The 12721-nt window shown below is 64.6% G+C and carries 13 protein-coding genes and 2 pseudogenes; 9 read left to right on the forward strand and 6 right to left on the reverse strand.

Annotation, left to right across the window (positions count from 1 at the left end; genetic code table 11):
• Nucleotides 1–2: 2 nt before the first annotated feature.
• From DRB87_RS17520 to DRB87_RS17530, 3 genes are read right to left on the reverse strand one after another with little or no spacing between them, the layout of a single operon-like run.
• Nucleotides 3–425 (reverse strand): DUF6691 family protein, encoded by a 423-nt coding sequence (locus DRB87_RS17520; RefSeq protein WP_130026811.1) that lies wholly within the window; start codon nt 423–425, stop codon nt 3–5.
• A complete protein-coding gene (locus DRB87_RS17525; RefSeq protein ID WP_130026812.1) occupies nt 422–868 on the reverse strand; it encodes a YeeE/YedE family protein in 447 nt (148 codons plus the stop codon). Before DRB87_RS17525 ends, DRB87_RS17520 begins: the two co-directional genes overlap by 4 nt.
• A gap of 23 nt (nt 869–891) precedes the next feature.
• Entirely contained in the window at nt 892–1263 is a 372-nt protein-coding gene (locus DRB87_RS17530; protein ID WP_130026813.1) for a helix-turn-helix transcriptional regulator, read from the reverse strand.
• 109 nt (nt 1264–1372) lie between these two features.
• Between DRB87_RS17530 and DRB87_RS17535 the strand changes: the two genes are divergently transcribed.
• A complete protein-coding gene (locus tag DRB87_RS17535; protein ID WP_130026814.1) occupies nt 1373–2242 on the forward strand; it encodes an MBL fold metallo-hydrolase in 870 nt (289 codons plus the stop codon).
• On the opposite strand, the gene DRB87_RS17540 is transcribed toward DRB87_RS17535, so the two are convergent.
• Entirely contained in the window at nt 2229–3116 is an 888-nt protein-coding gene (locus DRB87_RS17540) for a LysR family transcriptional regulator (protein WP_240756041.1), read from the reverse strand. The genes DRB87_RS17535 and DRB87_RS17540 overlap by 14 nt on opposite strands.
• Before the next feature lie 129 nt (nt 3117–3245).
• Here DRB87_RS17540 and DRB87_RS17545 point away from each other — a divergent pair, with 129 nt between their 5' ends.
• Together DRB87_RS17545 and DRB87_RS17550 are read left to right on the forward strand one after the other, a co-directional pair.
• Entirely contained in the window at nt 3246–3647 is a 402-nt protein-coding gene (locus tag DRB87_RS17545; protein WP_130026816.1) for a 4-oxalocrotonate tautomerase family protein, read from the forward strand.
• Between the two features lie 194 nt (nt 3648–3841).
• Nucleotides 3842–4237 carry a YXWGXW repeat-containing protein gene (locus tag DRB87_RS17550; RefSeq protein WP_130026817.1) on the forward strand — a complete coding sequence of 132 codons (396 nt, stop codon included), beginning with the start codon at nt 3842–3844 and terminating at the stop codon, nt 4235–4237.
• Nucleotides 4238–4378: 141 nt separating this feature from the next.
• Here DRB87_RS17550 and DRB87_RS17555 read toward each other — a convergent pair whose 3' ends face one another.
• On the reverse strand, nt 4379–6667 hold the full coding sequence (locus DRB87_RS17555) for an NADP-dependent malic enzyme (protein ID WP_130026818.1): 2289 nt from the start codon (nt 6665–6667) through the stop codon (nt 4379–4381).
• A 205-nt stretch (nt 6668–6872) separates the two neighbouring features.
• Between DRB87_RS17555 and DRB87_RS17560 the strand changes: the two genes are divergently transcribed.
• The 5 genes and pseudogenes from DRB87_RS17560 (at nt 6873) to DRB87_RS17575 (ending at nt 10396) form a co-directional block, all read left to right on the forward strand.
• Nucleotides 6873–7835 (forward strand): LysR family transcriptional regulator, encoded by a 963-nt coding sequence (locus tag DRB87_RS17560; RefSeq protein WP_130027934.1) that lies wholly within the window; start codon nt 6873–6875, stop codon nt 7833–7835.
• A gap of 230 nt (nt 7836–8065) precedes the next feature.
• On the forward strand, nt 8066–8377 hold the full coding sequence (locus tag DRB87_RS23750) for a hypothetical protein (protein ID WP_240756042.1): 312 nt from the start codon (nt 8066–8068) through the stop codon (nt 8375–8377).
• A pseudogene (locus DRB87_RS17565) lies at nt 8350–9326 on the forward strand (autotransporter strand-loop-strand O-heptosyltransferase). Before DRB87_RS23750 ends, DRB87_RS17565 begins: the two are co-directional and overlap by 28 nt.
• A 129-nt stretch (nt 9327–9455) precedes the next feature.
• On the forward strand, nt 9456–9983 hold the full coding sequence (locus DRB87_RS17570) for a helix-turn-helix domain-containing protein (protein ID WP_130027935.1): 528 nt from the start codon (nt 9456–9458) through the stop codon (nt 9981–9983).
• Nucleotides 9980–10396 (forward strand): VOC family protein, encoded by a 417-nt coding sequence (locus DRB87_RS17575; RefSeq protein WP_130026819.1) that lies wholly within the window; start codon nt 9980–9982, stop codon nt 10394–10396. The genes DRB87_RS17570 and DRB87_RS17575 overlap by 4 nt, the downstream gene beginning before the upstream one ends.
• A gap of 37 nt (nt 10397–10433) precedes the next feature.
• Here the strand turns inward: DRB87_RS17575 and DRB87_RS17580 are convergent.
• Nucleotides 10434–11449, reverse strand: a pseudogene (locus tag DRB87_RS17580) (transporter).
• 333 nt (nt 11450–11782) lie between these two features.
• Here DRB87_RS17580 and ppk2 point away from each other — a divergent pair.
• A complete protein-coding gene (ppk2, locus tag DRB87_RS17585) occupies nt 11783–12703 on the forward strand; it encodes a polyphosphate kinase 2 (protein WP_130026820.1) in 921 nt (306 codons plus the stop codon).
• Nucleotides 12704–12721: the final 18 nt, after the last annotated feature.

Below are 12721 nucleotides of genomic sequence, written 5' to 3' on the forward strand. Positions count from 1 at the left end.
CGTTACTTCGCGTCAGCCCGTGTCATGACCGCGTGCAGCGCCATGCCGGCGATCATGGCGACGACGAACAACAGCCCCTTGCCCGAACCGGCGCCGAGCAGCACCAGCGCAGGTCCCGGGCAAATCCCCGCGATTCCCCAGCCGACGCCGAACGTCAGCGCCCCGAGCACCAACCGTTTGTCCAAACCTTTCGCCCCCGGCCAGGCACGTGGCTCGCCCGTCCAGGCCAGTGCCTGCGAGCGTGCCAGTCGGAACCCGACCAGCCCCACCGCGATGGCCCCGCCCATCACGAACGCCAGCGACGGATCCCACTGGCCGGCCAAATCGAGAAAGCCCAGCACCTTCGCCGGATTCGCCATCCCGGCAAGTATCAGCCCCAGCCCGAAGACGAGGCCGCCAATGAACGCAAAAAGCAGCTTCTTCATGCCGCACCTCCCAGATTGAGCACGTGGCGCACGACGAACACGGTCAGGAAACCCATCGCCATGAAACACAGCGTGGCGACGAGCGAGCGCCACGACAACCGCGACAAACCGCACACGCCGTGGCCGCTCGTACAGCCCGACCCGAGTCGCGTGCCGAAGCCGACCAGCACACCCGCCGCCACGAGCATCGCGGCACTGGCGTCGATCTGCGCCGTGGGCACGACGGCCACGGCGCGGTACGCCCATGGGGCTGCCATCAACCCGACGACGAAGGCGATGCGCCAGCCCACATCGCCGGCGCGAGGACGCAACAGGCCACCGGCAATGCCGGAAATGCCCGCGATGCGCCCGGTCGCCAGCATCAGCCAGACGGCGGCAACGCCAATGAGCAAACCGCCGGCCAACGCGGTCCATGGGGTGAAGTGAAGGGTATCGAGGGTCATGTGCGGAGCGTCCCGTCAATTAATCAGGATTTCGGACAAAACTGGTCGTAGAGGCATGCCAGTACGGCAAGCACTGCGCCATCGGCGACTGAATAGTAGATACGTTTGCCGTCACGCCGGGTCGTCACCAGCGACTCGGTACGCAGCACGGCGAGCTGCTGTGAGAGTGTCGGTTGCCGAATGTCGAGCTGCGCCTCCAGTTCCCCCACAGACAGTTCGCCCTGTGTGAGCTGGCACAGGATCAGCAGACGGTCTTCGTTGGCCAGCGCGCGCAGCAGCGCGGTGGCATCGTACGCGGCGGCGCGCAACCGTGCGACATCCAGCGGTACGGTGTCCGCGGAGGCCGTGGAGGCCGTGGCCCGGTCGACAGGGGATAGCGCAGTCACTTTTGGCATGGCAGGATCGAACAGTTCAGAGCATTGCGGCGTGGCGAGAGGTCACGTCGCCATAAACATTATACTAGACTATAATATATCAATTAATAAATTAATGCAGGAGCCGATCATGCCAGCCACGCCCGCCAACATCGAAGCCTTCTTCGACCCCACCACCTCCACGGTGACCTATGTGGTGTTCGATGCGCCGGGCTCACGCGCGGCCATCATCGATCCGGTGCTCGACTACGACCCCAAGGCGGGCCGAACGCATACGGAATCGGCTGAGCGCGTGCTCGACTTCGTGGCCGCACACAAGCTCACGGTCGACTGGATTCTTGAGACGCATGCGCATGCCGATCACCTGTCCGCAGCGCACTGGCTCAAGGAACGCGTCGGCGGACGCATTGCCATCGGCGCGCACATCCGGGAGGTGCAGCACGTCTTCAAGACACTGTTCCATCTGGGCGCCGACGTGCCGCCAGACGGCTCGCAATTCGACCATTTGTTCGAAGACGGCGAGACGTTCGCCATTGGCGCGCTGCAGGCCGAAGCGCTGTTCGTCCCCGGCCATACGCCGGCGGACATGGCCTATCGTGTGGGCGACGCCGTGTTTGTCGGCGACACCCTCTTCATGCCCGATGTCGGCACGGCACGCTGCGACTTCCCCGGCGGCAATGCCCACACGCTCTTCCGCTCGATCCGCCGCCTGCTGGCGCTGCCGGCGTCGACGCGTCTGTTCATGTGCCACGACTATCCGCCCGCCGGTCGCGCGGTGAACTGGCAAACGACCGTGGACGAGCAACGGCGCGCCAACATCCACGTGCACGACGGCATCGATGAGCACACCTTTGTCGCCATGCGTGAGGCCCGCGACAAGACGCTCGAGATGCCGACGCTGATTCTGCCCGCCGTGCAGGTCAACATCCGTGCAGGCGACATGCCGGCGCCGGAAGCCAACGGCACGCGCTATCTGAAGATCCCTCTCAACGCGCTGTAAGCTGCTCGGCCAACGCATCGCGCGCGTGCGTGACCCACTCAGGCTCGCCACGGCGCGCGGGAAGCAAATGAAATTCGGCGTCCGGCAGCGCGGGCAGGCGCCGCCCGGGCATCAACGTTTCGATACGCGCAAGCGATGGCCCCGACGCCGACGCATTCAGGCACGCCACCCCGAGCCCCGCGCTCAACGCCAACTGAAGCCCCGCCACGCCCGAGGCCACGTGCGCAATCGTGTAGGGCACCCGGTGGGCGTCAAGCCATTGTGTGGTGAAGCGATGCAGCGCACAGCTATCGGGCAGCACCAGCAGCGGTAGCGGCGCGCCGGCCGCCAGAACGAGGTCCGGCGACGCCACCCACTCGAGCGACTCGCGCCCCAGCGTGCGCGTGCCGGCCACCGCCTCGCGACCGAGCGCCTTGCCGAGCACGCGCATCGACAGACCGATGTCGAAGTCGCCCGTGTCATAACCCGCCTCGATCTCCCCGCTTTTCAGAATCGTGACGTGAATGCGCAGCGACGGATACGCCATGCCGAGATGCCGCAGCATGCGCGCGACTTCGGCCGGACGGAAGTAGTCCGTGATCGCCAGCCGCAACTCGCCGGCGAGGGAGAATCCGCGCACGTCATGCCACGCCCGTTCGGACTGCGCGAGCAACTGCCGAGCGTGTCCAAGCAGACGCTCGCCCGCCGGCGTCGGGCTTACGCCAAATTTGCCGCGTGTGAACAACGTCACGCCGATGCGCGCTTCGAGCTTGCGAATCTGCTCGCTCACTGACGACTGCGACAGGAACACGCGCGGCGCGGCGGCCGACAGACTGCCCGCCTCGGCCACCGCAACGAAGGTGCGCAACTGATCGAAATCGAAACCGGGCGTCATACATCCATCCATTGACAAAAACGATGGATCAAATCGTAAATTCCTGCTTTTCCGATGTCAATCCTCCCCCTAGACTGAGGGCGTTGTCTTCACATCATTCAGCATCGCTTAACCTTTGGGAGCCGCACCATGCCGCACATCGTCCTGCAACTCTCGGGCACACCCGACGACACCCTCTCGCGCAACGCCGTTCGCGCGGTCTCGCAGCTGACCGTCGACACGCTGCACAAGGCGCCGGAGGTCATCGCCGTGACAGTCGACTATATTCCGCACACGCGCTGGTTCATCGGCGGAGCGCCGCTCTCGGAGCAAGGAAAAAACGCCTTCCATCTGGACATCAGCGTGACCGATGAGACGAACACGAAAGCGGAGAAGGCGCAGTTCATTGCTCAGGTGTTCGAAACGTTGTCGGGCCTGCTCGGCAACGTGCACGAGTGCTCGTACATCCACGTGATCGACGCGCGCGGCGCGGCCTATGGTTACGGCGGACGCACGCAGGAATATCGCCATCAGCACGCGTCGAAGTCGTGACGCCTCGGCGCTCACTTTGACTGGCGGGGCGCTTCCGAGCGTCTGCCAGTCAATGCAAAGTTGCGGCATACGTCATGTTTCGACGAACAAAACGAAACAATTCCAACACTTTTTTACGACTATTCGCTTCGCGGTAGACGCGGCTCCTCGTACGATGAAGACGTACTCAAAAATCGAACTCGAAGGGAGCCATCATGAAAAAGCTGACGCTGACCGTTGCCCTTGTTGCCGCGACGCTCGGGGGCATTGCCACCGCCCCGGCCCATGCACAGGTAGGCGTGTCCATCAACATCGGCGCACCGCCGGCGCCGCGCTATGAGCCGATGCCGCCGCCGCGCGTCGGATACATTTGGGCGCCGGGTTTCTGGGACTGGGACGGCCATCGCCATGAGTGGCGCCGCGGTCACTGGGAACGTGACCGTCCGGGCTACGCGTATCGCGCGCCGGCCTGGCATCAGGGTCCGAACGGCTGGGCACTGAGTCGCGGCGGCTGGGATCGCGGCCGGGGACCGGATCGTCGTGACGATCACGATCGTGGCCGCGGCCATGGCCACGACGGCCGAGATCACGGCCGCGATCATCGCAACTGATTCGCGCCGCACGGCGTGAAAACGAAAAAAGCCCCGGCTCGGCCGGCAGCGCATCGAATCGATACGTCTGCCGGACCGGCCGGGGCCGTGACGGGTGTCACACCCAGGAAATTCTCCCCAAGCGTGCCCCCCGTGTAGTCATCAGTCGCGATTGGCTTGAATAACGGTCAGCGCCGTCATGTTGATGATGCGTCGCACTGTGGAGCTCGACGTCAGCACGTTGACCGGTGCTCCGACACCCAACAGGAACGGTCCTACCGCCACGTTGCTGCCCGCGCCCGTCTTGAGCAGGTTGTAGGCGATGTTGCCCGAGTCGACGTTCGGGCACACCAGCAGGTTCGCCGCGCCCTTCAAACGCGACTGCGGCAGAATGCGGCTGCGCAGACCTTCATCGAGCGCGCAGTCGCCGTGCATTTCGCCGTCGATCTCCAACTCCGGCGCCTGCGCCTTGACCATCTCCAGTACTCGACGCATCTTCGTCCCCGACGCAGCGCTGCCCGAGCCGAAATTCGAACGCGAGAGCAGCGCGACCTTCGGGTTCAGGTTCAGCCACGACATCTGCTTGGCGGCGGCCATCGTGAACTCGGCGATCTGCTCGGCCGTCGGATCATCGTTGACGTGCGTGTCCACGAGCGCCACGGTGCGCTTGTCGAGCAGCAGGATGTTCATCGCCGCGTAAGTATTCGCGCCAGGCTGCTTGCCGATGACTTCGTCGACGAAGCGCAGGTGGTCGTGATACGCGCCCACGGTGCCGCAGATCATGCCGTCAGCATCGCCCAGGCGCACCATCATCGCGCCGATCAGCGTGAGACGACGGCGCATCTCGACACGCGCCATTTCCTTCGTGATGCCGTCACGGCAACGCAGCTCCCAGTAGTTGGTCCAGTACTGGTGGAAGCGCTCGTCGTAGTAAGGATTGGTCACTTCGACATCCTCGCCCAGGCGCAGGCGCAGGCCGAACTTCTCGATGCGCGCGAGCAGCACTTCCGGGCGGCCCACCAGGATCGGACGCGCCAGCTTTTCGTCGACGATCACCTGCACGGCACGCAGCACGCGCTCTTCCTCGCCTTCCGCGAACACGATGCGCGACTTGCCGCCGTCGCGCACGAGTTGCTTGGCCGCCGAGAAGATCGGCTTCATGAACGCGCCCGAGTGATACACGAACTGTTGCAACTGGTCGGCATACGCGTCGAAGTCGGCCATCGGACGCGTGGCCACGCCGTCTTCCATGGCGGCGCGCGCCACGGCCGGGGCAATGCGCACGATCAGACGCGAATCGAACGGCTTCGGAATCAGGTATTCCGGCCCGAACGACAGGTCATACGCGCCGTAGGCGGTTGCCACGGAGTCGTTCGGCTCTTCCTGGGCCAGCGCGGCGATCGCGTGCACGGCGGCGATTTCCATGTTGCGCGTGATCGTGGTCGCGCCCACGTCGAGCGCGCCGCGGAAGATGTACGGGAAGCACAGCACGTTGTTGACCTGGTTCGGGAAGTCCGAACGGCCGGTGGCGAGCACCACGTCGTCGCGTGCGGCGCGGGCTTCTTCCGGGAAGATTTCCGGCGTCGGGTTGGCCAGCGCCAGAATCAGCGGACGCGCCGCCATCGTCTTGAGCATGGCCGGCTTGAGCACGCCCCCGGCGGACAGGCCGATGAACACGTCGGCACCCTCGATCACTTCCGCGAGCGTGCGCTTGTCGGTCGGCTGCGCGAAGCGCGCTTTGTCCGGGTCCATGCCCACCGTGCGGCCTTCGTAGACCACGCCATCGATGTCGGTTGCCCAGACATTCTCGACCGGCAGGCCCAGGTCGACCATCAGATCCAGGCAGGCAAGCGCGGCGGCGCCGGCGCCCGAGGTCACGACCTTGACTTCGCGGATGTCCTTGCCCACGACCTTCAAGCCGTTGATGAACGCGGCGCAAACGGTGATGGCGGTGCCGTGCTGATCGTCGTGGAAGACGGGGATCTTCATCCGTTCACGCAGCTTTCGCTCAACGGTGAAGCACTCCGGGGCCTTGATGTCCTCGAGGTTGATACCCCCGAACGTGGCTTCGAGACTCGCGATGATCTCGACCAGCTTGTCCGGGTCGCTCTCGGTGATTTCGATGTCGAACACATCGATTCCGGCGAATTTCTTGAAGAGGACGGCCTTGCCTTCCATCACCGGCTTGGAGGCGAGCGCGCCGATGTTGCCAAGACCCAGCACGGCCGTGCCGTTCGTGATCACGCCGACCAAATTGCCGCGACCGGTGTACTTGAACGACTGCGCGGGATCGGCGGCAATTTCCTGACACGGGATGGCGACGCCCGGGGTGTAGGCGAGCGCCAGATCGCGCTGCGTGACGAGCGGCTTGCTGGCCGTCACGGAAATCTTGCCCGGGGTCGGGAACTGGTGATATTCCAGGGCGGCCTGGTGATCGTTGCTTTGGCTCATGGGGGTGTCGTCCTCGGTCGATGTCTCGGCTCTGCCTTGCGCCGCGGACCATTCTGGAGACGGTTACCGCCGTGGCGCATCAGAGGTGAGGCCATTCTAGGGAGCCGCCAGCGAGGGACGATTCTGAATTACTATGGGGGCATCATGTTTTCGTTATAAGCCCGGAGCATCGGGGGTTTCAGGGGATTGGGGACAGATGGGGGCGGTGCCTTTCGATAAGGGGGAAGTGGTCCGGCGGTTGACCACTCGGCTCAAGATGCGTCATCTCGTGCTGTTGCTGCAAATTCAGCAGCACGGCTCGCTCACGCGAGTGGCCGAGCATATGGCGACGAGTCAGCCGGCGGTCACCAGTGCCCTCGCGGAGCTCGAAGGCATGCTCGGTGGCCCGCTGTTCGACCGCACGCCGCGCGGCATGACGCCCACGCCGCTCGGCGACGTCGTTCTCGCCCGTGCGCAGGCGATGGTGCACGACCTGGATCACCTGACTCGCGACATCGAGGCCGTGATGGCCGGACACGCCGCGCGGCTGCAGGTGGGCGTGATCCCCTATATCTCCGGCAAGACGCTCGCCGCCGCCATTCAGCAAACGCTTGCCGAGATCCCCCAGCGGCTGACGGTCACCCTCCATGAAGGCACCAGCGAATCGCTGATGGCGCAATTGCGCGACCACTCGCTCGACGTGGTGATCGGACGCGCGGGCGCCGACCTCGACCTGACGCAGGTGCAATTTGAAGTCCTGCATCACCAGATGCCGCGCGTTGTCGCCAACCGCCGTCTGGCCGCCCGGCTCGGACGAAGCGCCCCGGTGTGGGCGCAGCTCGCCGAACTCGACTGGGTGATGGGCGCGCCCCACACACCGATGCGCGACCAGTTATCCGATCTATTCCTGCACGCGGGCGTGGTACCGCCGGTGCCGGTGGTCGAGAGCTTTTCGTCGCGCCTGACGGGGGAGTTGCTCGCCAGCAGCGAGCGCGCGGTGTCGCTGTTGCCGGCAGACATAGCCGAGGAGCTGGTGCGTATCGCCGGCGTGGCGATCGTGCCCTGGTCGCTCACATGGACGCTGCCTCCGGTGGCGATGTTCACCCGCCGGGAAAATCCTCGCGAGACGCATCGCCTGTTCACGCAGGCGCTGCGCGCGCAGTACCAGGTGGTGGCCGGCGCGGCTTGAGCGTTTGCCGCTGCGGCCCCGGTTACGGTTGCGTTCGCGTGGCGCCATAGACAATGCTTGGCGTCGTCGAACGGTTCTGCGGGCCCGCTGCCGGACGGATTGCCGAAAGGGTCTGAAAGGCCTTTAGACGCCAAAACCAGCCAATGTCCAGAAATAGACCCTTTTCGGCTCGTTCGCTGCGCAATCGCTCACGCCATGTCCGGCGTATGGTGTCGGGCATGACCCATGCCATGCCTGCCCCGCCTCACGCCGATAACGCATCCGCCGACCCTTCGTCGGCAGTCACGCCGTTTGCGCCCTCACCGCACCAGATTTTCCTGTCGCCGGCCCTGCTGCCCACGCAAGTCGGCCCGGCCGGCCTGCGCTTCGATTTCAATGACGGCGCACGCGTAGTCATTCCCGATTTCGGTCAGCCGCTACCGTGGCGCGTGCGGATCAGCGACCTGCGAGACGACAGCACGCTGGCCGATGTCTCCCTCTGCTCGGGGTCGTGCGCAGCCCGGCCAAGTATTTCGTGCCATATGGCATCACGATCTGGCTAAACGATGTGGAAGTGTTCGCGCATCGTTACGACGCGCGCGACCAGGAGGTGCTCGTCCAGTTTCCGTTGGCCGCCCTGGGCGACGTGCTCGGCTGGCTGCCTTATGCGCTGCGTTTTGCGCAGTTGCATGGGTGCCGTCTGGCCTGTGTCGTCACCCCGGCCGTGGCGTCGCTGTTCCGCGACGCGTATCCGGACGTCGATTTCGTCGCGCAGGACAAGGTGGAGAGACGCAAGTATTACGCGACGTACAACATCGGCCTGTTTTTCGACGACGTGGCGCGCGTGAAACAACCGCGCGACTTCCGCGCGACGGGGCTACATCGCACCGCGGCGCACATTCTTGGCGTAGACGATGCCGAGGCGCGCGCGAAGACGGTGCTGCCGGACGCGTCGCGGCCGATGGCGGCATCTTACGTCTGCATCGCCGTGCAAAGCACCGCGCAATGCAAATACTGGAATCGGCCGGGGGATGGGATGCGGTTGTGGCCGGACTGCGAGAACGCGGTACGCAGGTCGTGTGCATCGATCAGAAGGCGCGGCACGGCAAGGGGGATTTCTGGCAGTCGATCCCGGCCGGCGCGATCGATGCCACGGGCGACCTGCCGTTGACGGAACGCGCGCGCTGGCTGATGCACGCGAGTGCGTTTGTCGGCTTGTCGAGCGGACTGTCGTGGCTCGCGTGGACGATGGGCACGCCCACGGTGCTGATCTCGGGTTTCACCCTGCCGCACAACGAGTTCGCTACGCCCTACCGGGTGAGTGCGCGCGACGTCTGCACCGGCTGCTGGCACGACCCGGCGCTGCGCTTCAACCACGACGACTTTCACTGGTGCCCACGGCATCGCGACACGCCGCGCGCGTTCGAGTGCACGCGAGAGATTCGCCCGGACGATGTGTTGGCCGCGCTGGATCGGGTGCCTGACGTCGCAGGCATGCGCCTGTCGCGCTGACTGGCCATCGTGGGCCGCGGGTCGAACGTCGAGTCCGTTGCTACGCCGCCCCCGTGTTTCGCCTAAACTAGGCGGATCTCGTCTGCGCCGTTGGAACTCATGGCCCCTCGCGAATGCCGTCGTGACTCGATGCCAGCCCCGTCTTCGGCCCCTTGCGCCGAATCGGCCGACACGTCGCCGTTGGAAGACCCGGCCTTGCTGCGGCGTCTGCTGCGCGCCAAAGACCGCATGGACTCGGCCTCGCACGAGGCCTGGCCCGTCAAACGCCTGGCCGCGGTCAGCGGCACTTCCGAAGCGCACTTCGCCCGCTCGTTCAAGCGCGCCTTCGGCATTCCCCCGCATCGCTACCTGCTGACTCGGCGCATCGAGCAGGCCAACACGCTGCTGCGCGACACCGATCTGAGCATCACCGACATTGCCTTCGCCACTGGCTGGGAGAGCGTTGGCACGTTCGGCCGCATCTTTCGCGACATCAATGGGCAAAGCCCGAGCGCAGTCCGACAGTCGGCACGGAACACCGCGCCCGACTGCCTGAATCGTGTTCCCGCGTGCGTCCTGAAAGCGGCGCAACGGCCCGATCTCAAGATCGCAGTTTTGGAGAAGCGCCGCCGCGTGAGCGAAGGTACAGTTCCTCCCTCAACCCAGGAGGTCTTATGAAGCCAGGTATTCAAGTGGTCGGTGTGTACGTCGACGATCAGGATGCAGCGCTCGCCTTTTACGTGGAGAAACTCGGATTCCGCGTGCATACGGACGTGCGCAACGGACCATACCGATGGCTGACCGTCCAGCACCCGGACCAGCCCTCGTTCCAGCTCGGCCTGTTCACCCCTGGCCCGCCCATCCACGACGAAGCAACCGCGCAAACGTTGCGGGCGATGGTCGCCAAGGGCGCCATGCCGCCACTGGTACTTCACGTATCGGACTGCCAGGAAAGCTACACCAGGCTGAAAGCCAGCGGCGTCGAGTTCACGCAGGCGCCGGTCGAGCGCTACGGCAGTGTCGACGCGGGCTTTCGCGACCCGGCGGGCAACGGGTGGAAGATGATTCAAGCCGCGCCGGACGGTCAATGAGCCGCTCGCGTTGGCGTCGCTGTTCTACGTGACACCATCAATCCGGCCGCCGCCGAAACGCCCATCCGCCGGCGGCGGCGGTCCCCGTGGCAACGATTGCGACCAGAACCCAGAAGCCGTGCGGGTGATCCGCCAGCGGTATACCGCCCACGTTCATGCCGAAGAAGCCCGCCACGATGTTGATGGGCAGGGCGAGCACGGTCACGACGGTGAGCGTGTAGATCGTGCGCTCGGTGCGTTCGCTGACCATTGCCGCAATCTCTTCCTGCAGCAGCTTGATTCGCTCCAGCAAGGCCGACAAGTCATTGAGCACGACGGCAAATTCTTCGGTTGCCTGACGAAACTCCTGCACGTCCTCGACATGCCCCAGGGCGGAGGCCGGCTCAGCAGACGAAAAAGCGCCGCCGGCTCCGGTGCCAACAATCGCTGCAAGCGCACGAGCACCCGGCGCAACGACCCCAGATCGGCACGATTGCTCTCGATACGCTGCTGCAATAGCCGGTCTTCGACCGTATCCACGCGCCCGCTCGTCTCGCGCACGATGCGTTCGAGCACATCCGCCTGATCGCGCAACAGATGCACCAGCAACGCCAGCGGCGAACGGAAGGCTTCGCCACGTTTGACCGACGCGCGCAATTTATCGATGGATCGCAGCGGCTTCACCCGACCCGTCACCAGCAGCCGGGCATTGGCCGCGACACGCAGCGTTGAAATCTCCGACTGCGCGATGTCGAACGCGAAAATCACATCGTTGATGACGGCCAGCAGCCAGTCGTCTGAATGCTCGATGCGCGTGGAGCGCGAACCTTCGCTCAGATGCTCGTAAAATTCGTCCGGCAAGCGCAGATGCTGCTGCAGCCACCGCTCGCACGCGGCATGCGCGAAGTTGAAATGCAGCCACAGGAAGCCGGGCGCACACTCGCCCTGCGCCAGCCACGCGAGGGCCTCGCCCGAATCGATGGGCTCAGGCGAGGTGCCGTCGGCGAATCGATAGCCATAGATCAGACCCGCCTGATCGCAGCCATAAGCGTTGTGAACCAAGTCGGCGAACATGCGGGCGGTGTGTAGGCGAAAGTGGGAAACGGCGTGGCCCGCGCGGCAGCGCGCATGGGCCAGACATCATGACCCCGTCACATGACTTTTCTGTGACAAGTCACCTATCCCTCGCACCGCCTGCCAACACCACTGTCGCCCACCGGGCGGGGCGGAGCGGGAACTCCTCAGCGCGGCGTACGTCAACGCCATGCTAGTGTCATAAAATCGTCGCAGACTTTGGCTCACCCTCGGGTACGCTCTGCACGCGAGGCTACGCCGCGTGTCCGCGTGTCTTCACCCATGCTGGACGGGTGCCTTCCGTATTTTTTTGGTCCGTAAGAGATCGTCGCCATGACCCAATTCGATTCCGATGCCGACCGCGACGCCTCGCTTGCGCGCCGCCTCCAGGATGACCTGATCGACAGCTACGATGAAGAGATCGAGATGGAGATCGACGATCTTCGTCTGCCCGGGCTGAATGACCTGAGCGCCGAGGCCCGCAGCGACCGCCTGCACTATTTCAGCGAACTGTTTCGTCTGCAGGGCGAACTCGTCAAATTGCAGGATTGGGTGATCCGCAGCCGCCACCGGCTCGTGGTGATCTTCGAAGGCCGCGATGCGGCCGGCAAGGGCGGCGCGATCAAGCGCATCACGCAACGGCTGAACCCTCGCGTGTGCCGCGTGGCCGCCCTGCCCGCCCCGAACGACCGCGAACGCACGCAGTGGTATTTCCAGCGCTACGTTCAGCATCTGCCCGCCGCCGGCGAAATCGTGCTGTTCGACCGTAGCTGGTATAACCGCGCCGGCGTGGAGCACGTGATGGGATTCTGCACCGAGAGCGAATACGAAGAATTCTTCCGCTCGGTCCCCGAGTTTGAAAAAATGCTCGTTCGCAGCGGTGTCCAGATCGTGAAGTACTGGTTCTCGATCTCGGACGATGAACAGGAGGCACGCTTCCTCGCACGGATTCAGGACCCGCTCAAGCAATGGAAGCTCAGTCCGATGGACTTGGAAAGCCGCCGCCGATGGGAAAGTTACACCCGAGCCAAGGAAGTGATGCTCGAGCGCACGCACATTCCGGAAGCCCCCTGGTGGGTCGTGCAGGCCGACGACAAGAAGCGCGCGCGCCTCAATTGCATGCATCACTTACTCGCGCAAGTGCCTTATCACGACGTGGAGCGCTCGTCGGTGATATTGCCCGAACGCGCCCGCAGCGAAGACTACATGCGTCACCCGGTGCCGGATGAAATGATCGTGCCGGAGGTCTACTGACGCGCCTGGCGCGATGGC

Source organism: Pandoraea sp. XY-2, assembly GCF_004193915.1.
In the GTDB taxonomy this organism is placed as follows: Bacteria; Pseudomonadota; Gammaproteobacteria; order Burkholderiales; family Burkholderiaceae; genus Pandoraea; species Pandoraea cepalis.

Coding starts and splice junctions, on each gene's coding strand:
- DRB87_RS17520 (WP_130026811.1), bottom strand. CDS start 425: ATGAAGAAGCTGCTTTTTGCGTTCATTGGCGGCCTCGTCTTCGGGCTG.
- DRB87_RS17525 (WP_130026812.1), bottom strand. CDS start 868: ATGACCCTCGATACCCTTCACTTCACCCCATGGACCGCGTTGGCCGGC.
- DRB87_RS17530 (WP_130026813.1), bottom strand. CDS start 1,263: ATGCCAAAAGTGACTGCGCTATCCCCTGTCGACCGGGCCACGGCCTCC.
- DRB87_RS17535 (WP_130026814.1), top strand. CDS start 1,373: ATGCCAGCCACGCCCGCCAACATCGAAGCCTTCTTCGACCCCACCACC.
- DRB87_RS17540 (WP_240756041.1), bottom strand. CDS start 3,116: ATGACGCCCGGTTTCGATTTCGATCAGTTGCGCACCTTCGTTGCGGTG.
- DRB87_RS17545 (WP_130026816.1), top strand. CDS start 3,246: ATGCCGCACATCGTCCTGCAACTCTCGGGCACACCCGACGACACCCTC.
- DRB87_RS17550 (WP_130026817.1), top strand. CDS start 3,842: ATGAAAAAGCTGACGCTGACCGTTGCCCTTGTTGCCGCGACGCTCGGG.
- DRB87_RS17555 (WP_130026818.1), bottom strand. CDS start 6,667: ATGAGCCAAAGCAACGATCACCAGGCCGCCCTGGAATATCACCAGTTC.
- DRB87_RS23750 (WP_240756042.1), top strand. CDS start 8,066: ATGCCTGCCCCGCCTCACGCCGATAACGCATCCGCCGACCCTTCGTCG.
- DRB87_RS17570 (WP_130027935.1), top strand. CDS start 9,456: ATGCCAGCCCCGTCTTCGGCCCCTTGCGCCGAATCGGCCGACACGTCG.
- DRB87_RS17575 (WP_130026819.1), top strand. CDS start 9,980: ATGAAGCCAGGTATTCAAGTGGTCGGTGTGTACGTCGACGATCAGGAT.
- ppk2 (WP_130026820.1), top strand. CDS start 11,783: ATGACCCAATTCGATTCCGATGCCGACCGCGACGCCTCGCTTGCGCGC.